Annotated in this window: 21 protein-coding genes; 13 read left to right on the forward strand and 8 right to left on the reverse strand. The window is 62.0% G+C overall.

All coding sequences use genetic code 11. The features are described from left to right. Positions 1 to 49: 49 nt before the first annotated feature. Genes CK627_RS16415 through sdhC form a run of 4 tightly spaced genes read right to left on the reverse strand, consistent with a single transcriptional unit; the run spans position 50 to position 3,279 of the window. The gene (locus CK627_RS16415; RefSeq protein ID WP_010634177.1) at positions 50 to 766 is read right to left on the reverse strand and encodes a succinate dehydrogenase iron-sulfur subunit; all 717 of its coding nucleotides are present in this window, start codon (positions 764 to 766) and stop codon (positions 50 to 52) included. Between the two features lie 17 nt (positions 767 to 783). Beyond that, positions 784 to 2,550 (reverse strand): succinate dehydrogenase flavoprotein subunit, encoded by a 1,767-nt coding sequence (gene sdhA / locus CK627_RS16420; RefSeq protein ID WP_017779962.1) that lies wholly within the window; start codon positions 2,548 to 2,550, stop codon positions 784 to 786. Position 2,551: 1 nt separating this feature from the next. Beyond that, on the reverse strand, positions 2,552 to 2,896 hold the full coding sequence (gene sdhD / locus CK627_RS16425; RefSeq protein WP_005300209.1) for a succinate dehydrogenase, hydrophobic membrane anchor protein: 345 nt from the start codon (positions 2,894 to 2,896) through the stop codon (positions 2,552 to 2,554). Further along, complete coding sequence (sdhC, locus tag CK627_RS16430) at positions 2,890 to 3,279, reverse strand: succinate dehydrogenase cytochrome b556 subunit (RefSeq protein WP_005300207.1); 390 nt, start codon at positions 3,277 to 3,279, stop codon at positions 2,890 to 2,892. The genes sdhD and sdhC overlap by 7 nt, the downstream gene beginning before the upstream one ends. Positions 3,280 to 3,703: 424 nt before the next feature. Between sdhC and CK627_RS16435 the strand changes: the two genes are divergently transcribed. The 3 genes from CK627_RS16435 to CK627_RS16445 all read left to right on the forward strand — a co-directional run bounded on the left by CK627_RS16435 (position 3,704) and on the right by CK627_RS16445 (position 6,017). Continuing rightward, the gene (locus CK627_RS16435) at positions 3,704 to 4,990 is read left to right on the forward strand and encodes a citrate synthase (protein WP_005300205.1); all 1,287 of its coding nucleotides are present in this window, start codon (positions 3,704 to 3,706) and stop codon (positions 4,988 to 4,990) included. Between the two features lie 93 nt (positions 4,991 to 5,083). Continuing rightward, positions 5,084 to 5,410 carry a DUF4377 domain-containing protein gene (locus CK627_RS16440; RefSeq protein WP_005300200.1) on the forward strand — a complete coding sequence of 109 codons (327 nt, stop codon included), beginning with the start codon at positions 5,084 to 5,086 and terminating at the stop codon, positions 5,408 to 5,410. A gap of 112 nt (positions 5,411 to 5,522) precedes the next feature. After that, the gene (locus CK627_RS16445; RefSeq protein WP_095592895.1) at positions 5,523 to 6,017 is read left to right on the forward strand and encodes a GNAT family N-acetyltransferase; all 495 of its coding nucleotides are present in this window, start codon (positions 5,523 to 5,525) and stop codon (positions 6,015 to 6,017) included. A gap of 59 nt (positions 6,018 to 6,076) precedes the next feature. On the opposite strand, the gene fabB is transcribed toward CK627_RS16445, so the two are convergent. Beyond that, a complete protein-coding gene (fabB, locus tag CK627_RS16450; RefSeq protein WP_054545032.1) occupies positions 6,077 to 7,288 on the reverse strand; it encodes a beta-ketoacyl-ACP synthase I in 1,212 nt (403 codons plus the stop codon). A 90-nt stretch (positions 7,289 to 7,378) separates the two neighbouring features. Here fabB and mnmC point away from each other — a divergent pair, with 90 nt between their 5' ends. Next, the gene (mnmC, locus tag CK627_RS16455; protein ID WP_174704185.1) at positions 7,379 to 9,391 is read left to right on the forward strand and encodes a bifunctional tRNA (5-methylaminomethyl-2-thiouridine)(34)-methyltransferase MnmC2/FAD-dependent 5-carboxymethylaminomethyl-2-thiouridine(34) oxidoreductase MnmC1; all 2,013 of its coding nucleotides are present in this window, start codon (positions 7,379 to 7,381) and stop codon (positions 9,389 to 9,391) included. Positions 9,392 to 9,477: 86 nt separating this feature from the next. Here mnmC and CK627_RS16460 read toward each other — a convergent pair whose 3' ends face one another. After that, complete coding sequence (locus CK627_RS16460) at positions 9,478 to 10,077, reverse strand: DUF922 domain-containing Zn-dependent protease (protein ID WP_172442657.1); 600 nt, start codon at positions 10,075 to 10,077, stop codon at positions 9,478 to 9,480. 335 nt (positions 10,078 to 10,412) lie between these two features. Here CK627_RS16460 and dcuC point away from each other — a divergent pair, with 335 nt between their 5' ends. The 5 genes from dcuC (at position 10,413) to CK627_RS16485 (ending at position 16,853) form a co-directional block, all read left to right on the forward strand. Next, positions 10,413 to 11,765, forward strand: a complete 1,353-nt coding sequence (gene dcuC, locus CK627_RS16465) for an anaerobic C4-dicarboxylate transporter DcuC (protein WP_095592897.1) — start codon at positions 10,413 to 10,415, stop codon at positions 11,763 to 11,765. Between the two features lie 130 nt (positions 11,766 to 11,895). Then, the gene (locus CK627_RS16470; RefSeq protein ID WP_095592898.1) at positions 11,896 to 13,554 is read left to right on the forward strand and encodes a bifunctional metallophosphatase/5'-nucleotidase; all 1,659 of its coding nucleotides are present in this window, start codon (positions 11,896 to 11,898) and stop codon (positions 13,552 to 13,554) included. Positions 13,555 to 13,751: 197 nt separating this feature from the next. Then, positions 13,752 to 15,395 (forward strand): hypothetical protein, encoded by a 1,644-nt coding sequence (locus tag CK627_RS16475; RefSeq protein WP_162518904.1) that lies wholly within the window; start codon positions 13,752 to 13,754, stop codon positions 15,393 to 15,395. A gap of 139 nt (positions 15,396 to 15,534) precedes the next feature. Further along, positions 15,535 to 16,038, forward strand: a complete 504-nt coding sequence (locus tag CK627_RS16480; RefSeq protein ID WP_005300181.1) for a M48 family metallopeptidase — start codon at positions 15,535 to 15,537, stop codon at positions 16,036 to 16,038. A gap of 26 nt (positions 16,039 to 16,064) precedes the next feature. Continuing rightward, the gene (locus CK627_RS16485; protein WP_095592900.1) at positions 16,065 to 16,853 is read left to right on the forward strand and encodes a DUF2927 domain-containing protein; all 789 of its coding nucleotides are present in this window, start codon (positions 16,065 to 16,067) and stop codon (positions 16,851 to 16,853) included. A gap of 147 nt (positions 16,854 to 17,000) precedes the next feature. Here CK627_RS16485 and CK627_RS16490 read toward each other — a convergent pair whose 3' ends face one another. Then, positions 17,001 to 17,249, reverse strand: a complete 249-nt coding sequence (locus CK627_RS16490; protein WP_095592901.1) for a DinI family protein — start codon at positions 17,247 to 17,249, stop codon at positions 17,001 to 17,003. A gap of 278 nt (positions 17,250 to 17,527) precedes the next feature. On the opposite strand from CK627_RS16490, the gene CK627_RS16495 reads away from it, so the two are divergent. Next, complete coding sequence (locus tag CK627_RS16495) at positions 17,528 to 17,797, forward strand: type B 50S ribosomal protein L31 (protein WP_073349990.1); 270 nt, start codon at positions 17,528 to 17,530, stop codon at positions 17,795 to 17,797. Continuing rightward, on the forward strand, positions 17,794 to 17,919 hold the full coding sequence (gene ykgO / locus CK627_RS16500; RefSeq protein WP_005300174.1) for a type B 50S ribosomal protein L36: 126 nt from the start codon (positions 17,794 to 17,796) through the stop codon (positions 17,917 to 17,919). The genes CK627_RS16495 and ykgO overlap by 4 nt, the downstream gene beginning before the upstream one ends. Before the next feature lie 49 nt (positions 17,920 to 17,968). Here the strand turns inward: ykgO and CK627_RS16505 are convergent, their stop codons facing one another. Then, a complete protein-coding gene (locus CK627_RS16505) occupies positions 17,969 to 18,835 on the reverse strand; it encodes a pirin family protein (protein ID WP_095592902.1) in 867 nt (288 codons plus the stop codon). 123 nt (positions 18,836 to 18,958) lie between these two features. Between CK627_RS16505 and CK627_RS16510 the strand changes: the two genes are divergently transcribed. Together CK627_RS16510 and sbcB are read left to right on the forward strand one after the other, a co-directional pair. Beyond that, entirely contained in the window at positions 18,959 to 19,864 is a 906-nt protein-coding gene (locus CK627_RS16510; RefSeq protein ID WP_095592903.1) for a LysR family transcriptional regulator, read from the forward strand. Between the two features lie 286 nt (positions 19,865 to 20,150). Continuing rightward, positions 20,151 to 21,578: an exodeoxyribonuclease I gene (gene sbcB, locus CK627_RS16515; RefSeq protein ID WP_167385370.1), complete on the forward strand. Its 1,428-nt coding sequence runs from the start codon at positions 20,151 to 20,153 to the stop codon at positions 21,576 to 21,578. Positions 21,579 to 21,630 lie beyond the last annotated feature (52 nt).

The following is a 21,630-nucleotide window of genomic DNA, read 5'->3' on the forward strand; positions in this document are numbered from 1 at the left end:
GATGGCTATCCAGAGGTCGGGCCTGGCGCGTGACGCCCTGGCCCTGATATCAAACAGCCCGGTTGAGCAGCATCGACTTGATGTGGCCGATGGCCTTGGTCGGGTTCAATCCCTTGGGACAGACGTTCACGCAGTTCATGATGCCGTGGCAACGGAACACACTGAAGGCGTCATCCAGATTACCCAGTCGCTCGGTCGCGGCGGTGTCGCGGCTGTCCGCCAGCCAGCGGTAGGCGGCGAGCAGCCCGGCCGGGCCGATGAACTTGTCCGGGTTCCACCAGAAGGAGGGGCAAGAGGTGGAGCAGCAGGCACAGAGTATGCACTCGTACAGGCCATCCAGCTTGGCGCGCTCTTCGGGGGATTGCAGGTGCTCACGCACGGGCGGCAATTTTTCGTCGTTGATGAGGAAGGGTTTGACCTTCTCCCACTGGGTGTAGAACTGGGTCATGTCGATCACCAGATCGCGGATCACCGGCAGGCCTGGCAAGGGGCGGATAACGACGTTATTGCCCTTCTTCAGCAGATCGGAGAGCGGGGTGATGCAGGCAAGACCGTTCTTGCCATTCATGTTGAGACCGTCTGATCCACAAACCCCTTCGCGGCAGGAGCGGCGGAAGGCGAGCGTGGGATCCAGCTCCTTGAGCTGGATCAGTGCGTCGAGCACCATCATGTCGGAACCTTCAGGAATATCAAGACGATATTCCTTCATATGGGGGACGTTATCAACATCCGGATTGTATCTGTAGACAGAGAATGTGACGTTCATTGTGCTTGGCTCCGCAATCAGTAAGTCCGGACCTTGGGCGGGAACGCCTCACGGGTCTTGGGTGACATGTTGACAGCGCGACGGGTCATGGACTCGGTGTCCGGATGATAAAGGCTGTGGCACAGCCAGCTCTCATCGTCACGCTCCGGGAAATCGAAGCGGCTGTGGGCGCCCCGGCTCTCGGTACGGAAGTTGGCGGCCACCGCGGTGGCATAGGCGGTCTCCATCAGGTTGTCCAGCTCCAGGCACTCGATGCGCTGGGTGTTGAACTCCCTGGAGGTGTCGTCCAGACGGGCGTTCTTGAGGCGCTCGCGGATGAGTTTCAGCTCGGCCAGCCCTTCCGCCATGGCATCCCCTTCGCGGAACACGGAGAAGTTGTTCTGCATGCAGCGCTGCAGATCCTTGCGGATCTGGGCCGGGTCTTCACCGTTACGGTTGCTTTCCCAGCGGTTGAGGCGCTCGAGCGCCTTGGCGATGTCGGCTTCGGTGGCTTCCACGCCGTGCTCCATCGAGCCCAGGGTCTCCACCAGGTGCATGCCGGCGGCACGACCAAACACCACCAGATCCAGCAGGGAGTTGCCGCCCAGACGGTTGGCGCCGTGCACGGAGACGCAGGCGATCTCGCCCACCGCGAACAGACCGACCACCGGCACGTCGTTGCCATCCTTGTCTTGGGTCAGGCACTGGCCGTTCACGCTGGTCGGCACGCCGCCCATCATGTAGTGGCAGGTCGGGATGATGGGGATGGGTTCCTTGACCGGATCCACGTGGGCGAAGGTGCGAGAGAGCTCGCAGATGCCCGGCAGACGGGATTCCAGTACCTCTTTGCCGAGGTGATCCAGCTTGAGCTTGATGTGCGGGCCCCAGGGACCGTCGCAGCCACGGCCTTCGCGGATCTCGATCATGATGGAACGGGCCACCACGTCGCGACCGGCCAGGTCCTTGGCGTTCGGCGCATAACGCTCCATGAAGCGCTCGCCGTCTTTGTTCAGCAGGTAGCCGCCTTCACCGCGGCAACCTTCGGTGACCAGTACCCCTGCCCCGGCGATGCCGGTGGGGTGGAACTGCCAGAACTCCATGTCCTGCACGCCGACCCCGGCACGCAGCGCCATGCCGACACCGTCACCGGTGTTGATGTGGGCGTTGGTGGTGGACTGGTAGATGCGACCGGCGCCGCCAGTGGCGAGTACGGTGGCCTTGGCCTTGAAGTAGACGACTTCACCGCTCTCCATGTCGATGGCGGTACAGCCGACGATGTGGCCGTCCTGGTTCTTCACCAGATCCAGCGCATACCACTCGGAGAAGACGGTGGTCTTGTTCTTGACGTTTTGCTGATACAGGGTGTGCAGCAGGGCGTGGCCGGTACGGTCGGCAGCCGCCGCGGTACGGGCAGCCTGCTCGCCACCAAAGTTCTTGGACTGACCGCCAAACGGACGCTGATAGACACGGCCGTTGTCGAAGCGGGAGAAGGGCAGACCCATGTTCTCCAGCTCATAGACGGCCTCGGGGCCTGTCTTGCACATGTACTCGATGGCTTCCTGATCACCGATGTAATCGGAGCCTTTCACTGTGTCATACATGTGCCACTGCCAGTTGTCGTCGTGGGCGTTGCCCAGCGCAACCGTGATGCCGCCCTGGGCGGAAACCGTGTGGGAACGAGTCGGGAAAACCTTGGAAAGCAGTGCGCAGCTCTTGCCGGATTGGGCAATCTGCAGCGCGGCGCGCATGCCGGCACCGCCGGCGCCGATCACGACCGCATCAAATTCACGAGTTGGAATAGTCACCTTACACACCCCACAGCACGACGAAGCCCGTCATCAGATAGACAAACAGCACCACCACCAGTGCAAACTGCAGCGCACCGCGCAGCCCGACCGGCTTGATATAGTCGGTCAGCACCTGCCACAGACCGATCCAGGCATGGATCAGCACACACAGCAGCGCCAACAGGGTGAACACCTTGGTGAAGGTTTTCGCGAAGAAACCGGTCCACACCTCGTAGGTGATGTCATTGCACGCAACGAAACCCACCAGATAGAGGACATAACAGGTCATGATGAGGGCGGTGGCGCGGATCAGGATGTAATCGTGAACACCGCTGCGCCCGAATGTTGCAGAATTGGTTACCATACCAGAACCCCCGCCAATACCGCCAAAATCGCAGTGATCACGAAGGCCACACGGGCACTTTGATTACCGGATTCCAGCTCTTCCCAATAGCCCATGTCCATGACCAGGTGACGCAGCCCGCCCACAATGTGGTAAGCCAGCGCGGTCAGGATCCCCCACAGCACGAATTTGACCAGGAAGTTGTCCATGATGGACACCACGGTCTCAAATCCTTCGGGAGAGGCGAGTGAAGTACCAAGCATCCACAGCAAGATTGAGAGCGCCACAAAGGTGATGACCCCTGAGACACGATGCAAGATGGAAGCGATGGCGGTGACAGGAAAGCTGATCGTCTGTAGGTCGAGGTTTACAGGTCTCTGTTTATTTTTCACGGCTTTGCCCACTCAGCTCCATTGAGCACGTTAGTTATTGTTTTTTCACGCTTATGAGGGCATGGAGTGGCATTTGTTAGGTTTTTGTTACCAAAACAACTCGGGAAAGCCAAAAACGACATTTTCAATATCACATCTGGCTTTGCGAAAGCGTTTCAAACACCGACAGCCATCACCCACGAGGCGCAGTATATCGGCGGGCTTAACCAATGACAATCAATTAGCTACAAAGAAAACCCAAAACCGTAAACCAGATCTCACAACTGATTTAACAAAACATTAATGATCATCCAGCAAAATTGACAACAGGCCTGAACTCTGTTTCAAATAAGGCGCTCCAGCCGCCCTGGTACGGGTCAGAACCTTTGCCAGCGTCATCAAACTCGTAATAAAGTAGAGCTGGAATCAAATTATAAAAGAGCAAAGGAGACGTGCTATGGCTGATAAGATAGCCACCCTACATCTGCCCGGCAAAGACCCGGTAGAACTCCCGATCCTGTCAGGAACTGTCGGACCTGACGTGATCGATGTCAGAAAGCTGGGCGCGCAAGGGTACTTCACCTTCGACCCCGGTTTCATGGCCACCGGTTCTTGCAAATCATCCATCACTTACATAGATGGCGATCAGGGTGTCTTGCTGCACCGTGGTTACCCCATCGCCCAGTTGGCCACCCAGGCCAGCTACCTCGAAGTCTGCTACATCCTGCTGTACGGCGAGGCGCCCACCAAGGCGCAATACACGGAATTCGAACGTCTGGTCACCCGCCACACCATGGTGCATGAGCAGATCGCCTTCTTCTTCCGCGGCTTCCGCCGCGACGCTCACCCCATGGCCGTCATGTGCGGCGTGGTCAGCGCGCTTTCCGCCTTCTATCACGACGCCCTCGACATCAACAACGAAGAGCACCGCGAGATCTGCGCCTTCCGTCTGCTCTCCAAGATGCCGACCCTGGCCGCCATGTGCTACAAGTACTCCATCGGCCAGCCGTTCATGCAGCCGCGCAATGCCCTCTCCTATGCCGGCAACTTCCTGCACATGATGTTTGGCGTGCCGACCGAAGAGTACAAGGTCAACCCCATCGTCGAACGCGCCATGGACCGCATCTTCACCCTGCATGCGGATCACGAGCAGAACGCCTCCACCTCCACCGTGCGTCTGGCCGGCTCGTCCGGTGCCAACCCGTTCGCCTGTATCGCCGCGGGGATCGCCTCCCTGTGGGGACCGGCCCACGGCGGTGCCAACGAAGCCTGCCTCAAGATGCTCGAGGAGATCGGCTCCGTGGATCGCATCCCCGAGTACATCGCCAAGGCCAAGGACAAGAACGATCCGTTCCGTCTGATGGGCTTCGGTCACCGGGTCTACAAAAACCACGACCCCCGTGCCACCGTGATGCGCGAAACCTGTCACGAGGTACTGACCGAGCTGCAGATCAAGGATCCGCTGCTGGACGTGGCCATGGAGCTGGAGCGCATCGCGCTGTCCGACCCCTACTTCATCGAGAAGAAGCTCTACCCGAACGTGGACTTCTACTCCGGCATCATCATGAAGGCCATCGGCATCCCCATGTCCATGTTCACCGTGATCTTCGCCATCTCTCGTACCATCGGCTGGATTGCCCACTGGAACGAAATGCACTCGGATCCGGATCAGAAGATTGGCCGTCCGCGCCAGCTCTACACCGGTCAGCCGCAGCGCGAGTTCACTCCGCTCGACCAGCGTTGAGTCGCAGGTTTCAGATATTTTGTTACAAAGGCGGTCATTGACCGCCTTTTCATTTGCCGCTCTAATGCCCCCCTTTTAGCCAAGGAGTCCATCATGAGACCATTATTCATCAGCGCCGGCGCCGCCCTGCTGCTCAGCGCCTGCCAGAGCGCCCCTGCCCCGACCGCCGGCGAGACTCTCTACGTCAACAGTCAGCTGGTGCACTGCGTCGGTGTCGGCCCCATGCAGTGCATGCAGGTGCGCAGCGACGAGCAGCAGCCCTGGACCCTGTTTTATCAGCAGATCGAAGGCTTCCAGTTCGAACCCGGCTACCGCTACCAGCTGAGCGTCAGCAAGGAGCAGCTCACCGATGTGCCGGCAGATGCCCCTTCCCTGCGCTACCAGCTCATCAAGGTCGTCAGCAAACAGGCGGCGCGCTGATCAAAAAAGGCATCATTTGAAGATGCCTGTTCAGTTGGTGACCCGCTTCTGGTAGGCTGGCTGACGCATTCACTATTTAATCAGCGTTTTCGGGCAGTCATGCCCTGCCACTATGATCAAGATCCGCACGACCCTGGCCAACGATTGGCCCGCCATCATGGCCATTCAGGATGAGTGTTATCACCAGCTGGATCCTGAACCCATCGACGTCATGAGCAACAAGGCCGAACTGGCGCCCGACTGCTGCTGGGTCGCCGAATATCAGGGCCAGGTGCTGGGTTACCTGCTCTGCCACCCCTGGCGCGCCCACCAGCCACCGCCCCTCTCCGTGTCCATGCAGCGCCTGGCCGGCAACGACGAGTTCTATCTGCATGATCTCGCCGTCTCCAGACAGGCTCGCGGCAAGGGGATCGGCCAGCGTCTGCTCGCCACCGCCCTCGCGTTTGCCACCGACGAAGGGTTCGAGCACGCCGGTCTGGTGGCGGTACAGGATGCGCCAGCCTTCTGGCGCAAGCAGGGGTTCAAGCCTGCCAGCACCCAGAAATCCCTGGCCGAATATGGCGAGGGCGCCACCTACATGCGACTGCCGCTGCAGGCGCGGGCTTGACGAACACCCAATAAAAAAGGCGCCTTGCGGCGCCTTTTTTGCAACTCATGACGGGCTCATCAAGCCTTGTACTTGCTGAACACCAGGGAGGCGTTGGTACCGCCAAAGCCGAAGCTGTTGGACATGACGGTGTTGAGCTCGGCCTCTTCGTACTCGCGCACGATGGGCAGACCTTCAGCCTTCTCGTCCAGGGTCTCGATGTTGATGCTGGGGGCGATGAAGCCGTGTTCCATCATCAGCAGGGAGTAGACAGCCTCGTGCACGCCGGCGGCGCCCAGCGCATGGCCGGTCATCGCCTTGGTGGCAGAGATCTTGGGACCGTTGGCACCAAACAGGGTCTGGATAGCTTCCAGCTCTTTGGTATCACCGACCGGGGTAGAGGTGCCGTGGGTGTTGATGTAGTCAACCTTGCCAACACCTTGCATCGCCATCTTCATGCAGCGCACCGCGCCTTCACCGCTCGGGGCGACCATGTCGTAACCGTCGGAAGTGGCGCCGTAGCCGGTCAGCTCGGCATAGATGTGAGCACCACGAGCCAGCGCGTGCTCCAGCTCTTCGATCACCAGGATGCCGCCGCCACCGGAGATGACGAAACCATCGCGGTTCGCATCATAGGTACGGGACGCCTTTTCCGGCGTGTCGTTGTATTTGGTAGACAGCGCGCCCATGGCGTCAAACTGGATGGTAGAAGACCAGTCCAGTTCTTCACCGCCACCGGCAAAGACCACATCCTGTTTGCCAAGCTGGATCAGCTCCATGGCGTGACCGATGCAGTGAGCGGAGGTCGCGCAGGCGGAGCTGATGGAGTAGTTCACGCCCTTGATCTGGAACGGGGTCGCCAGGCAGGCAGAGGTGGTGGAGGACATGGTGCGTGGCACCATGTAGGGACCCACACGCTTGACCCCTTTCTCGCGAGCGATGTCCACAGACTCGGAGGTGTTCTTGCCGGAAGCACCACCCGAACCGACCACCAGGCCGGTACGCTCGTTGGAGACCTGGTCTTCCGCCAGGCCGGCATCTTCAATGGCCTGCTGCATGGAGAGGTAGGCGTAGGCCGCGGCGTCACCCATGAAACGCATGACTTTACGGTCGATCAGTTCAGACGGATCGAGTTTGATGTTACCCCAGACACGGCTGCGCAGGTTGTGCTGCTCGAACTGCTCGGAATAGGTGATGCCAGATTTGCCTGCTTTCAGGGAGGCCAGCACTTCTTCCTTGTTGTTGCCGATACTGGAGATGACGCCGATACCGGTGATCACTGCTCTTCTCATTAATTCATCTCGTCTGGAAAAACTGGCACCGAGTCTACCCGCTTTCGGCTGCCAAACTGGTCTGCTTTCACGTAGAATGCCCGCGATTTTGTGACGCGAGCCGAGGAAAACGTGAGTCAAACATCCTTACATCATGCCCGATTGGACTGGAATGAAGCGGGAACTCCAGTCTCCAGTGAGTTCGGGGATGTGTACTTTTCCAATGATAACGGTCTAAGTGAAACCCGCTACGTCTTTTTGCAGCAAAATCGGCTGCCAGCGCGATTTTCGCACCACGATAGTGACATTTTCGTGATAGGTGAGACAGGTTTCGGCACAGGTCTTAACTTTCTGGCGACAATGGCCGCCTTTCTGGAACAGGCGCCCCAAACCGGCAACGGTTCCCGGCTGCACTTCATCAGTTTCGAAAAGTACCCGCTCACCCAGGCCGATCTGCGCAAGGCGCTGGCGGCCTGGCCCGAGCTTGCCCACCTGAGCCAGGATCTGATTGCCCAGTGGCCGCTGCCGGTCAGCGGCTGTCATCGCCTCATCTTTGCCGGCGGCCGCATCCGGCTCGATCTCTGGCTTGGCGACATCAAGGAGATGCTGCCCCAGGTGCCCCACCCGGCAACGGGGCTGGTGGATGCCTGGTATCTGGATGGCTTCTCGCCGGCCAAGAATCCCGAAATGTGGACCCAGGATCTGTTTGACGGCCTCGCCCGCCTCGCCCGCCCCAGTGCGACCCTCTCCACCTTTACCTGCGCCGGTTTCGTGCGCCGCGGCCTGATTGCCGCCGGCTTTGCCATGCAGAAGGTGAAAGGGCACGGCAGCAAGCGGGAGATGCTGGCGGGCGAGCGCGCAGACAAGCAGCCGCAGCAGACCATAGCCCCCTGCTATGTTCGTCCGGCCGGGCGGGCGGGGGAGGTGCTCATCATCGGCGGTGGCATCGCCTCGGCCATGATGGCGCTCTCGCTGGTGGAGCGGGGCCGCAAGGTCACCCTCTTGTGTCAGGATGACGAGCCGGCCGGCGGCGCCTCCGGCAATCGCCAGGGGGCGCTCTATCCGCTGCTCAACGGTGAGCACGATGCACTGTCGCGCTTCTATTCGCTGGCCTTCGGCTTTGCCAGAAGTCGACTGCTGGCCCTGGCCGAGCGCCATCCCGTCGCCTTTTCCCTGTGCGGCGTCACCCAGCTCGGTTATGACGACAAGTCCACCGCCAAGCTGACCAAGATGGCGCAAGGCCCCTTCCCGCCCGAGCTGATGCAGGTGCTTTCCGAGCCAGAGGTCGAGCAGGTGGTCGGCCTGCCTTGCGGCCACGGCGGCGTCAGCTATCCGCAGGGGGGCTGGCTCTGCCCGGCTGATCTCACCCGCGCCGCCATCAAGGAGGCGCAGGCCGGCGGGCTGCTTGAGGTGCTCTTAAATACCCGGGTCGCTACCGTGACCGAACAGGCGGATGGCTGGCAAGTCGAAAGCTGTGAAGGTCGCCGCTGGCAGAGCCCCACCCTGGTGGTGGCCGCCGGACACCAGTTGCCGGCACTCATCCCCTTTGCCGAGTTGCCGCTCTATCCGGTGCGCGGCCAGGTGAGCCATGTGCCCACCTCCGCCAGCCTGAGCCAGCTCAATACCGTGCTCTGTTATGACGGCTACCTCACCCCAGCCAACGAAGGCCAACACTGCATCGGCGCCAGCTATGGCCGCAACCAGACCGAGCTCGCGTTTCGCGCCGAGGAGCAGACCCAGAACCAGGCGCGCCTGCAGGCCTGCCTGCCGCAACAGCGCTGGCCTGCCGAGGTGGACGTGAGCGGCAACCAGGCCCGGGTAGGCGTGCGCAGTGCCAGCCGGGATCATCTGCCGTTGGCGGGGCCGGTCGCCAGATTGGCGGCGCTGGCGGATCACAATCTGAAGGCGCCCGTTGATCAACAGAGTCCATTGCCCCTCTACCCCGGCCTCTATGTGCTGGGGGCGCTCGGCTCACGGGGTCTGTGCTCGGCGCCCCTCTGCGGCGAGCTGCTCGCCAGCGAGATCTGCGGCGATCCGCTGCCGCTGGCCGCCGATCTGCTGGAGGCGCTCCATCCGGCCCGCTACTGGGTACGCAAGCTGCTCAAGGGCAAGCCGTTGCAGTAAGCCTCAGGTGCTCAGCTGAAGGCTCGGCAAGGCGCAACAAAACGGGCTCCCCAAGGGAGCCCGTTTTTCATGGATGGTATGTGGCGTCAGATGCCCTTAGGCCAGTTGAGCCCCAGCTTGCGGCCATGGTCGGTCTGCTGCTGCAACTGGGCAAAACGCTCGCGCAAGCTGGCCAGTCCCCCCTGCCCACGCTGCCAGGCCTGATACTGCAGGGCGGCGCAGTCACGCTCCACCGGCAGCTGGGCCAGCTGGATGCCAAGCTGGCTCACGCTCTCCAGCAAGATGTCCTTGTGGCGGCTCTCATAATCGAACATGGCGGCCACCAGCTTGTCCCACTTCTGGCGCTCGGCGACGGAGGCCTTGGCCTTGTCCATCCAGTTCGGCACCATCACCTTGATGCGGGTGGTGACCTTGACCTGCTCCAACTCGCAGCGCTGCGCCCCGGGGCTGGTCTGCAACTGCCAGGAGAGTTGATAGCTGGCCATGCCGATGTGGCCATTGGCCTGGGCTGTGCCCGCATTGGTCATCTGGCGGGCCAGGCTCGCCACATCCGGCCCGGAAACCCGATAAAACTGGAAGTCTACCTTGATGTCAGGCACCGCCTTGATGCCGGTGTAATGGGAACTCTCGGCCCCTGCGGTGGCGGCGAACAACATCAGTGCCACCATGAAAAGTTTGCTGACCATTCCCATCTCTGCTGCCTTGACCTCGTTGCTGGCGGGGTTGTTATTTTAATTAATAATCAACGCATTAATATTCAAAGCAGGAGATTAACCGCGATCCCCGCGACTGTCACCTACTCCCATCACAAAGCCTAAGTGTCAGCTTGACAAGTCGCAACCCCGCGCCCGTATTGATTTGCAAGCGAGATCACAAGTGATGCGCTACATCATGGTGGGTTACCCCTTATTGGATAATAATCGCCGAGTTTTATGTCGATGCATTTCGGGATTGGCCAGATTAACCTCCAAGTTGACGCCAATAATGCATCCACTCCCATTCGTACTCAGGAACTCACTCTATGATGGAACTCCTTATTGGTACCCTGGTCACTCTTGCCGTGGGCCGCTACATCTTCAAGGGCTACTCGGCCACCGGGGTGCTGCTCAGCGGCGGCCTGCTGCTGCTGGCGATCACCGCCCTGATGGGCAAGGCGGTGCTGCCCGCCAGCGTCACCTCCACCGGGCACGTGGCCACCGACGTGTTCGAATACGTGCGCTTCCTGCTGGTGGACCGGGGCGGCGGCCTTGGCATGCTGATCATGGTGCTGTGCGGCTTCGCCGGCTACATGAGCCACATCGGGGCCAACACCATTTTGGTGAAGCTCGCGAGCAAGCCGCTCGGCGTCATCAAGTCCCCCTATATCCTGCTGGTGGCCGCCTACCTGGTGGCCTGCGCCATGTCGCTGGCGGTAAGCTCCGCCACCGGCCTGGGCGTCCTCTTGATGGCCACCCTGTTCCCGCTGATGGTCAACATGGGGATCTCCCGCGGCGCCGCGGCGGCGGTGTGCGCCTCGCCGGCCGCCATCATCCTGGCCCCCACCTCGGGGGACGTGGTGATGGCCGCCCAGGCCGCCAACATGGAGCTCATCGAATTTGCCTTCAAGCTGACCCTGCCCATCTCGCTGGTGGCCATCGCCGCCATGGCGGTGACCCACTTCTTCTGGCAACGCTATCTGGATCAGAAGGCCGGCGAGCACAACGCCGCCGTCGCCCCGAGCGATCTCATCACCGACGCGCCCGGTTTCTACGCCATCCTGCCCTTCACCCCCATCATCGGGGTGCTGCTGTTTGACGGCAAACTGGGGCCCAAGCTCGACATCGTCACCATCATCGTCATCTGCCTGGTGCTGGCCGCCCTGCTGGAGCTGGTACGCAAGCGCAACGGCAAAGAGCTGCTGGACGGGCTGCAGGTGTGCTGGCGCAGCATGGCCGACGCCTTCGCCGGCGTGGTGATGCTGCTGGTGGGGGCCGGGGTGTTTGCCCAGGGCCTGATGGGGCTCGGCTTCATCGCCAACCTCCTGGATCTGGCCCAGAGCTTTGGCACCGGCGGCATCGTCATCATGCTGGTGCTGGTGGTCATCACCACCCTGGCCGCCTTTACCACGGGCTCCGGCAACGCCCCCTTCTACGCCTTCGTGGAGCTCATTCCCCACCTGGCCACCAGCCTCGGCGTCAACCCCGCCTATCTGGTGATCCCCATGCTGCAGGCCTCCAACCTCGGCCGCACCATCTCGCCGGTCTCCGGAGTGGTGGTCGCCTGTGCGGGGATGGGCAATCTCTCTCCGTTCGAGGTGGTCAAACGTACCTCGCTGCCGGTGGCCGTCGGCCTGGTGGTGGTGATCCTGGCCACCCAGATCATGGTGCCCGCCTGACGTGGTCGAGGCTCCCTGAGCGGCTGCCCCGCCTCTATCTCGCGCTACCAGCCCGGCCTGCCGCCGGGCTGGTATCTTCCCCCGCCATTGGAGTAGACTCGGTGCTCTTTTTTCTCTAAGGAGGACCGAGATGAGTATTACGGTTCAACTTGCCCATTTCAGTGACTGCCACTCCCATTTCGATGGCGCCCCCATGCGCTTCGCCCCCGCAGGCGAGTCCGAGTGGCGCACCCAGTGCGGCGGCTATGCCCGTATCCTGACCCGGCTCAACGCCCTGCGCCGGCAGGCGGACGAGGCGGGCCAGCCCTGTCTGTTTCTGCACGGTGGCGACACCTTCCAGGGCTCGCTCTATTTCAACCGCTTCAAGGGGCGGGCCAACGCCGATCTGCTGAGCCTGCTGCGACCGGACGCCATGGTGATCGGCAATCACGAGTTCGATCTCGGCAACGGTCCTCTGGTGGAGTTCCTGCGCCAGCTCGATTTTCCGGTGCTGGCCGCCAACCTCGACAGCAGCCAGGAGCCGCCCGATACCCCACTCCCCCTGCGCGGCCTGCCCAATCTGCACGATGTCAGCCGCCCCTGGCAGCGGCGCCTGCTCGGCGGCGTGCCCTTCGCCCTGCTTGGCATCACCTTGCCGCAGATGGCCGCCATCGCCAACCCGGATGCCCACACCCGCTTCCACGGCATCGAGCAGACCCTGCAAACCGCGCTGGCAGAGATCAAGGCCGCCGGCATTCAGCACATCATCCTGCTCAGCCACTTGGGGCTCGAGCAGGACAAACGGCTGGCCGAGCGTTTCCCCGAGCTCAGCCTCATCATCGGCGGCCACACCCACAGCCTGCTGGGGGAGCTGGCACCGCTCGGGCTCGACAGCGAAGGCAGCTACCCGCTGATGGTGAACGGGGTGGCCGTCCTGCACGCCGCCCACAGCGCCCTCTGCCTCGGGGTGTGCGAGCTGACCTTTGACGAGCGCGGCCGGGTAGCGCGCAGCCGCGGCCAGCTGGAGTGGCTGCCCTGGCAGCCCTGGCCCTTTGCCGGCAATCCGCCGGCCGGGCTCACCTTCTGCGACCCCGACCCCGAACTGGAACAGCATCTGGCCAGGCGCTACCGGCCCGAGCTGGAGACCATGACCCAGCGCATCGTGACCCTCCTTGACGAGCCGCTGCACCACCAGCGGCTGCCCGATGCCAATCTACCGGCCGGCAGCCAGGTCGCCCCCCTGGTGGCGAGCGCCATGCTGGCCAGCGCCCGCGAGCAGGTCGGTCAGGTGGACTTCGCCCTACACAACGCCGGCGGGGTGCGCTGCTCCCTCGAACCCGGGCCGCTCAGCGAAGCGGACATCGCCGGCCGCCTGCTGCCCTTCGCCATCCCGCTCACCCTCTATCGGGTGCACGGTCACGAATTGGCCGAGGCGCTGGAGGGGGCCATCGACAACGCCACCAACAACGGGGTGACGGGCAATGGCAGCGGCAGCTTCCCCTACACCGCCGGAGTGCGCTTCTGTTATCAGGCGGATCAGCCCAAGGGGCGCCGGATCACCCGGCTGGAGTGGGAGCGTGCGCCTGATGAGTGGCAAGCGGTCGACGCCGACGCCGTCTATCGGGGGGTCTCCAGCGCCTACACCGCCTCCGGCAAGGAGGGCTACACAGCGCTGGCCCGCACCCTGACCCAGCACAATCAGGAGCTCGGCATCACCCTGGCGGATGCCTTCATTCGCTGGGCCCGCTATCTGCCGGCGCTCACCGCCATGCCGGCGCGGGTGGAGTATCAGGGGCCGACCGCCGGCTGATCCCCCTCCAGCCGGGGCGAAAGCCGGACTCGGCTTCGCCCTTTGTCCCCGTACGCCATAAAACGTGCCGCCTTCATGTCGTAAAGCGGCACTTTTGCAAATTATTTCAAGCACATTCCCCTGGCCCATTGCATCGTGTGGTCAGGCTCGGCAAGATAGGCCCGCTTTCGAGACTTCCCAGCAGGAACAGGTCACCCATGAATCATGCCATCCGTTTTACTCCTCCTCGCGTCAATCCGGGCCTGCGGCCGCTGGTGATCCTGCTCACCGGTTTGCTGGCCTTGCTGTTCTGCCTGCGCAACCCGCTGTTCCACGGCATGGCGCCGGGCTTCGACGCCTCGCTGTTTGCCGTGATGGGCAAGATGTGGAGCGAGGGGGGCGTGCTCTATCGGGACATGATCGACATCAAGGGCCCCATGATCTTCGCCCTCGACGCCTTCGGCTACGGCCTCGGCGGCTTCTTCGGGATCTGGCTGCTGGAATGGGCGCTCTGCTGGCTGGGACTGATGGCCAGCTGGCAGGCCTTCGGTCAGCTCGGCCTCTCATTGCGGGCCCGACTCGGCAGCATGCTGGCGGTGCTGGCGCTCTACGGCACCCGCTATTACTACGGCAACATGACCGAGGACTGGACCTTCCATCTGGCTCTCATCGCCCAGTGGGCCTTCATCACCATGTTGCTGGACAAGCGCTGCAGCTGGGGACCGGCGCTGGTGGCCGCGCTCACCTTTGCCATCGTCGCCTGGATGCGCACCAACAACGGCGCCTTCTGGGGGGCCTGGTATCTGGTGCTGTTCTGCCACTGGTGCCTGCGCGAGCAGTGGCGCTGCGCCCTCTCCCTGCTCTGCTCCAGCCTGCTGGGGCTGGCGCTCGTCGGCGGTCCACTGCTGGCCTACTTCCAGCACCACAACCTGCTGGCCGAGTTCAAGTACTACGCCTTCGACATCTTCTTCGAGGGGAGCTACGGCAACGGCTTCTCGCCGGATGTGGGCAGCGTCGGCCTGCTGCGTACCGGCCTCATCATGCTGCTGCCCGCCTTCATCGTGCTGATGATGAGCCGTCGTCAGGAGTGGTACCTGCCGGTGCTGTGCGCCACCCTGTTTGGGGTCATCTTCACCCTGATCGCCAACTCGGTCTCCGGCCACGTGTTCGATCACTACGACGTGCTCTATCTGCAGCTGGCCCTGCTGCCGCTGGCCTGCCTGCTGGATCGCAGCGAACAGCAGGCCGATGCCCTCGGTCTGCTCTGCATCTCGCTGGTAGTGCTGACCGCCAGCTGGCTGCTGGCCCAGCAGCTCGGCTACGGCTGGAGCACCAAAGAGTGGTCACTGGAACGGGTACGTGAAGTGCTTGGCAACAGCCTGCTGTGGGCCCTGCCGGTGCTCATTCTGGTGCCCTTGTGGCGCGCCTGGGACGTGCGCAGTGCCACCCCCTGGCTCGCTTCGCTGGCCATGTTGGCCCTGATGCTCAACAACGCCTGGGAAGGCAGCCAGAAAGGCAGGCCCTTCAACCCGCCGGCCCAGGTACGGGTCGACCGGATCCTGGCCGAGACCACCCCTGCCGACAAGATCTGGGTGGATGGCATCCAGCCCCAATATTACCTCTGGACCGATCGCCAGCCGGCCTCCGCCTACCTCTTCTTCGCCAACGTCAACCCGCCCTATGACGTGCGTGAGCGGGTGCTGGCCGACCTCAAACGCCAGAGTCCCAAGTTCATCATCGCCAAGCCAGATCGGGTGGCCGATGAGCTCAAGAAGCCAAGCTCCCCCTCCAGCCTCGCCTTCTATCAATACCTGGTGAGCCAGTATGAAGAGGTGGAGCCGGGTCTCTATCGCAGGCGCTGAGCCCCCTTGAGCGAACAGGGCCGTCATCCCGCGATGACGGCCTTTTCATTGCGGTGAGGCAGGCCCGGCCCGAAACGGTAGGCAAGCGGCGACGCGCTGACTACAATGGCGCTCTTTTGATGTATTGAGTAATGCAGACATGGCGGAACTGACCTATCTCGGTGGCTACCCCGAGCCCCTCAAGGCCCAGGTGCAACAGCTGATCGCGGCGGGCAAGCTCGGGGAGGTGCTGGCCAGGCGCTATCCTGAGACCCACCTCATCCAGAGCGACAAGGCGCTGCTCGCCTACACCATGGAGCTGAAGAACCGCTACCTGAAGAGCTCGGCGCCGCTTTCCAAGGTGATCTTCGACGGCAAGATCAACGTGATCAAGGATGCCCTCGGACTGCACACCTATGTGAGCCGGGTGCAGGGCAGCAAGCTCAAGGCCAAGAACGAGATCCGCATCGCCGCCCTGTTCAAGGAGGCCCACCCGGCCTTCCTGAAGATGATCGTGGTGCATGAGCTGGCCCACCTGAAAGAGAAGGATCACAACAAGAGCTTCTATCAGCTCTGTCAGCATATGGAGCCGGACTATCATCAACTGGAGTTTGATCTGAGGCTCTGGCTCACCTGGCGCGATCTCGAACGTGCCGCACGCTGACCCATCGCAGGTTTCAAGGAGGAGACATGACCCCGTTGCGCCGACCACTTGCCCGCTGGTTGATGGCGGCACTCTTGCTGAGCCCTTCCCTCTCGGCGGCTGAACGCTGGCAGAGCGATGCCTATCTCACCGCAAGCTTCTTTGAGATCGCCATGAAGCGGGAGTACGGCCACGAACAGAACGTGCGCTTCTCCCGCTGGGAGCAGCCCATCCGGCTCAAGCTGGTCAACGAGTTTGGCGACAAGGCGCTGCAAAGCGAAGTGGTCAGGGTGCAGAGCCAGCATCTGGCCGGCATCATAGGCCGCCCCATTACGCTGGTAGACGAGCGGCCCAACATCACCCTGATCATGACCGAACGCGCCAAGATGGCGAGCTGGGCCAAGCGCACCATGGGGCAGGATGCCTCCGTCAAGACGGCGCTCAAGGAGGGGCTCTGCATGGCCAACTTCACCACCAATACCCGCCGCGAGATGGCCCGCGCCACCATCATCATTCCGGTGGATTACAGCCGGGCCAAGGGGCGCTTCCTCGACTGCGTGGTGGAGGAGCTCACCCAGGTGATGGGGCTGCCCAACGATTCGGACAAGGTGTTTCCCTCCATCTTCAACGACAACAGCATCGACAGCTTTCCGACCGGGCTCGATTACGTGCTGCTCAAGCTCGCCTATCACCCGGCCCTGCAGGCCGGCATGACGGCCAGCGAAGTGCGCGCCGCTCTGCCCATCGCCCTCAAGGCGCTGCGGGCCAGCGGTGACATTGCCCAGGCCGATCAGCGGGTACAGGTCAACAGCCTCAAACGCTGGGCCGGGCTCTAACGCTTGCTGCCTGTTCTGAGTTCTGAGGATTAAGGGCAGAGAGCACGACAAGCACGGGCTCCATACCGCGAAAACAAAAAACGCAGCCGTGGCTGCGTTTTTTCTGTCTATCCAATTTTCATATGCTCGACGCCCGCCTCGCCTGGCTCAGGAGGCTGCACTCTCCGACATCCAGCTGTCGGCGTTCTCCCACACCTCCTGCACCATGGCTTCCGCCAGCTCCTTTTCCTCCTTGCTGGCCCGGCTGACCGTCAACGCCATGGCACTGCCGGGGGCGACGCGAACATGCAGATCGGGGAATTTCTCGCCCAGCTGCTTGAGCAACTCCTGGCGCAGCGCCTCCATGGTCGAGGTGGGCACCTGATGTTTCTTGTCGATGATGATTTCCAGACGCATAGGATACTTCTCCATGATTTTTACTGTATTTTTATACAGTAAAAATCAAAAGTAAAGAGGGCGCCAGCGGCTGACCAAAAACTCTTTCCTGCCAGACCCTCTCCTTTGATGCAATTGGCTGCCTATTCAAGCGGTCAACCGAGCAAACGGCGCAACGCAGCAACTTCACTCTCCTCGCTCAACCCTGATGCCATGCAAAAAGTTGTTGATATTGATTCTCAACGGAGGCATGATTTTGTTGTTATAACATAACAATCAATCACACAGAGCGAACCATCATGCGTCCAGACATTCATCCCGAGTACCGTCAGGTTCTGTTCCACGACCTGACCGCCAACACCTATTTTCTGGTGGGTTCCACCCTCAAGACCGATCGCACCAAGCAGTGGGAAGACGGCAACACCTACCCCTATGTAACGCTGGATGTCTCCAGTGCGTCACACCCCTTCTATACCGGCAAGCAGAAGCAGGTCAGCAAGGAGGGTCAGGTCGCCCGCTTCGGCCAGCGTTTCGGTCAGTTCTTCAACAAAGGAAAAGCGCAGTCATGAAAGTCCTCTCTTCCCTCAAATCAGCCAAGTCGCGCCACCCCGATTGCCAGATCGTCCGCCGCCGCGGCAAGCTGTTCGTGATCTGCAAGAGCAACCCCAGGTTCAAGGCCCGTCAGCGCTGATCCACAGCATCATAAAACAAGGCCCTCATAAGAGGGCCTTGTCCATTTATCACCCCGGCATCACGCCGAATCTGCCGCTGTTGAAGTCATCGATGGCCTGCACTATCTCCTCATGGCTGTTCATCACGAAGGGGCCGTGCCCCACGATAGGCTCCTCGATGGGCTCGCCGCTCAGCAGCAACACAGTGGCGTCACTGTTTGCCTCGATCAGCACCTGCCGCCCTGCCCGGTCCAGCACCACCATCTGCGCCTCCCGGGCGATGGCACTACCGTTGGCCTGCACCGAACCCTTCAACACGATAAGCGCGCCGGTCCAGCCTTCGGGCAACTCGAGTGTGCTGACGCTGCCCTGCACCAGCCGCAGATCCCAGACATGCAGCGGACTGAAGGTATGGGCCGGGCCACGGCCCCCCTCAAACTCGCCGGCGATGACCCGTACCGACCCCGCGTCGTCGGCAAGCGCCACCGTCGGAATGTCGCGCGCCAGGATGGGCTGGTAACCGGGCAGCGTCATCTTGTGCCGGCTCGGCAGATTCACCCACAACTGCACCATCTCGAGCTCACCGCCCGACGCGCTGAAGGCCGGGGCGTGAAACTCCTCGTGCAAGATACCCGCGCCGGCGGTCATCCACTGCACGTCACCCGGGCCTATCACGCCGCCCCGACCGGTCGAATCCCGGTGCGCCACTTCGCCCTTGTAGACGATGGTCACCGTCTCGAAACCGCGATGGGGATGTTCACCCACTCCGCGCGGCCGACTGCTCGGCGTGAAGTTGGCCGGGCCGGCATAGTCGAGCAGCAGAAACGGGCTCAACTGCTTGCCGTGGCTGCTGTAGGAGAAGAGGGAGCGGACGGGAAAGCCGTCGCCCACCCAGTGAGGACGGGGGGCGCTGTAAACGCCGAGGATCTTTTTCATCTGTCGCTCCTGACATATCCGGTGGAATTGAACACTGGAGACAGCATAGTTTCGAAACGAACAGGTGGATAGACTGCTAAATTAGGCATCAGCGTCCTATTTTTGGAACGATGGGAGTACCCTATGCAGGATCTGAACGATCTCTACTACTTCGTCCAGGTGGTGGATCACGGCGGTTTTGCCCCCGCTGGCCGCGCCATCGGCATGCCCAAATCCCGCCTCAGCCGCCGGATAGCACAGCTCGAAGAGCGGCTCGGCGTGCGGCTGATCCAGCGCTCGACCCGCCAGTTTGCGGTGACCGAGCTGGGCCGTACCTATTACGAACACTGCAAGGGGATGCTGGTGGAGGCCGAGGCGGCGCAGGCTGCCATCGAGATGACCCGAACCGAGCCCTGTGGTCTCATCCGCATAAGCTGCCCCATCGCCTTGCTGCATACCCATATCGGCCCCATGCTGGCGGATTTCATGGCCCGTCACCCGCAGATCAGAGTCGAGCTGGAAGGGACCAATCGGCGGGTCGACCCCATCGCCGAAGGAGTCGATGTGGCGATCCGGGTCAGACCGCCACCGCTGCAGGACAGCGAACTGGTGATCCGGACACTGGCGCAGCGTCGCCAGTGCCTGGTGGCCAGCCCGGCACTGATAGCACAACGGGGCTTGCCTGCCGCGCCGGCGGATCTGTACGGCTGGCCCAGCATGGGGCTGGGGGCGCCACGGCTGCACTATGTCTGGTCGCTGTTCGGGCCGCAGGGGGCCCATGTCGAGCTCGCCCACCAACCCCGTTTCGTCACCACCGATATGGTGGCCCTGCGCAGTGCCGCGCTGGCCGGTATCGGCGTGGTGCAGTTGCCACTGTTGATGGTGCGGGAGCAGCTCGATGCCGGCACCCTGGTCAAGGTGGTGCCTGCCTGGGAGCCGAAGCCCGAACTCATCCACGCCGTGTTCCCCTCCCGGCGCGGCCTGCTCCCCTCTGTACGGGCGCTGATCGACTATCTGGTGGCTCGATTCGCCGCCATCGACGAGGAGTAACCTGCCATGCCCGGCCGCGATCACCAGGCCGGGCATCCATCCTCGATGTCCGGCACACTGGCGGGCGCGGCCAGAAGAAACCGTTGAGACATGCCTTTGTCTTAGAAGATCATGGCGTTGCTCATCTCACCGGGCTGGCCAACCTGCCGCGGCCAATAAACAGCCAACCACGACGACTGCCCTTCGCTCTGCCTGCGCTATGGTTTACCATGCAGGCAACCGAGGTGCATGGCACCCCCACCCAGGCGCCAGGCGCCGCCGTCATCGGATATCCCTCTCGAGCAACATGAGCAAAACAGCACACGCCGGCAGCGAGCCAACTTTTTTCTTCCACGATTACGAGACCTTCGGCATCAGCCCAGCCAAGGACAGACCGGCGCAGTTTGCCGGCATTCGCACCGACGCCGATTTCAACCTCATCGGCGAGCCGCTGGTCATCTATTGCAAACCGCCGGCGGACTATTTGCCGGAGCCGGAGGCGTGCCTGATCACCGGCATCACGCCGCAAAAAGCGATGAAGGACGGCCTGTGCGAGGCGGATTTCATCCGCCAGATCCACGAGCAGTTCGCCACCCCGGGTACCTGCGTGCTGGGTTACAACAGCATCCGCTTCGATGACGAGGTGACCCGCTACACCCTCTATCGCAACTTCTATGACCCCTATGCCTACGCCTGGCAAAACGGCAACTCCCGCTGGGATATTCTCGACATGCTGCGGGCCTGCTACGCCCTGCGTCCGGAGGGGATAGAGTGGGCGTTTGACGAAGAGGGCAAACCAAGCTTCAAGCTGGAGAAGCTGACGGTGGCCAACGGCGTGGCCCACGCCAACGCCCACGATGCGCTCTCGGACGTGCTGGCCACCATCGAGATGGCCAAGCTGGTGAAAAAGGCCCAGCCCAAGCTGTTCGATTATCTCTTTGATCTTCGCAACAAGAACAAGGTGAAGGCCCTCATCGACGTGGTGACCATGAAGCCGCTGGTACACATCTCCGGCATGTTCTCCCCCTGGCAGGGGTGCGCAAGCTGGGTGTCGCCGCTCGCCTGGCACCCCAGCAACCAGAACGCGGTGATCATGGTGGATCTGACCCGCGACCCCACCCCGCTCATCGAACTCACCAGCGAGGAGATACGCGAGCGCCTCTACACCAAGAAAGAGGAGCTGGGGGATCTTGCCGGCATTCCGGTGAAGCTGGTGCACATCAACAAATGCCCTGTGCTGGCGCCGGCCGCCACCCTGACGCCGGAGCGCGCCGACCAGCTTGGCATCGACCGGGCTCAGTGCCGCAAGAGCCTGGATCTGCTGCGCGCCCACCCCGAAGTGCGGGAAAAACTGGTGGAGGTATTCAATCAGGAGTTTGCCGGCAACAATGATGGCGATCCGGATACCCAGCTCTACGCCGGCTTCTTCGGTCACGGCGACAAGTCCACCATGGATCTGGTGCGCGCCACCCCGGCGGACCTGCTGGGCGAGCGGGAGTTTGCCTTCACGGATCCACGGCTGCCGGAGATGCTGTTCCGCTACCGCGCCCGCAACTGGCCGCACACCTTGAGCGAAACGGAGCAGAAGCGCTGGCGCCTGCACTGCAGCGACTACTTCAGCCGCCGTCTGCCCGACTATGTGCCACGCCTCGAGGCGCTGGCCGAGCAGAATCAGGGGAACGATCGGAACTTTTCCATCCTCAAGAGCCTCTATCACTACCTCGAAAATCTGTGAGATGTGACCCGCCTCACGGTTAAATGACTGTACGCTCCCCCGCCCCGCGACA

The sequence above is a fragment of the Aeromonas dhakensis genome, from assembly GCF_002285935.1.
Classification (GTDB): Bacteria; Pseudomonadota; Gammaproteobacteria; order Enterobacterales; family Aeromonadaceae; genus Aeromonas; species Aeromonas dhakensis.

Coding starts and splice junctions, on each gene's coding strand:
- CK627_RS16505 (WP_095592902.1), bottom strand. CDS start 18,835: ATGAAAAAGATCCTCGGCGTTTACAGCGCCCCCCGTCCTCACTGGGTG.
- sbcB (WP_167385370.1), top strand. CDS start 20,151: ATGAGCAAAACAGCACACGCCGGCAGCGAGCCAACTTTTTTCTTCCAC.
- CK627_RS16440 (WP_005300200.1), top strand. CDS start 5,084: ATGAGACCATTATTCATCAGCGCCGGCGCCGCCCTGCTGCTCAGCGCC.
- fabB (WP_054545032.1), bottom strand. CDS start 7,288: ATGAGAAGAGCAGTGATCACCGGTATCGGCGTCATCTCCAGTATCGGC.
- CK627_RS16435 (WP_005300205.1), top strand. CDS start 3,704: ATGGCTGATAAGATAGCCACCCTACATCTGCCCGGCAAAGACCCGGTA.
- CK627_RS16445 (WP_095592895.1), top strand. CDS start 5,523: ATGATCAAGATCCGCACGACCCTGGCCAACGATTGGCCCGCCATCATG.
- ykgO (WP_005300174.1), top strand. CDS start 17,794: ATGAAAGTCCTCTCTTCCCTCAAATCAGCCAAGTCGCGCCACCCCGAT.
- CK627_RS16415 (WP_010634177.1), bottom strand. CDS start 766: ATGAACGTCACATTCTCTGTCTACAGATACAATCCGGATGTTGATAAC.
- CK627_RS16485 (WP_095592900.1), top strand. CDS start 16,065: ATGACCCCGTTGCGCCGACCACTTGCCCGCTGGTTGATGGCGGCACTC.
- CK627_RS16510 (WP_095592903.1), top strand. CDS start 18,959: ATGCAGGATCTGAACGATCTCTACTACTTCGTCCAGGTGGTGGATCAC.
- CK627_RS16480 (WP_005300181.1), top strand. CDS start 15,535: ATGGCGGAACTGACCTATCTCGGTGGCTACCCCGAGCCCCTCAAGGCC.
- sdhD (WP_005300209.1), bottom strand. CDS start 2,896: ATGGTAACCAATTCTGCAACATTCGGGCGCAGCGGTGTTCACGATTAC.
- CK627_RS16460 (WP_172442657.1), bottom strand. CDS start 10,077: ATGGTCAGCAAACTTTTCATGGTGGCACTGATGTTGTTCGCCGCCACC.
- CK627_RS16470 (WP_095592898.1), top strand. CDS start 11,896: ATGAGTATTACGGTTCAACTTGCCCATTTCAGTGACTGCCACTCCCAT.
- dcuC (WP_095592897.1), top strand. CDS start 10,413: ATGATGGAACTCCTTATTGGTACCCTGGTCACTCTTGCCGTGGGCCGC.
- CK627_RS16490 (WP_095592901.1), bottom strand. CDS start 17,249: ATGCGTCTGGAAATCATCATCGACAAGAAACATCAGGTGCCCACCTCG.
- CK627_RS16495 (WP_073349990.1), top strand. CDS start 17,528: ATGCGTCCAGACATTCATCCCGAGTACCGTCAGGTTCTGTTCCACGAC.
- CK627_RS16475 (WP_162518904.1), top strand. CDS start 13,752: ATGAATCATGCCATCCGTTTTACTCCTCCTCGCGTCAATCCGGGCCTG.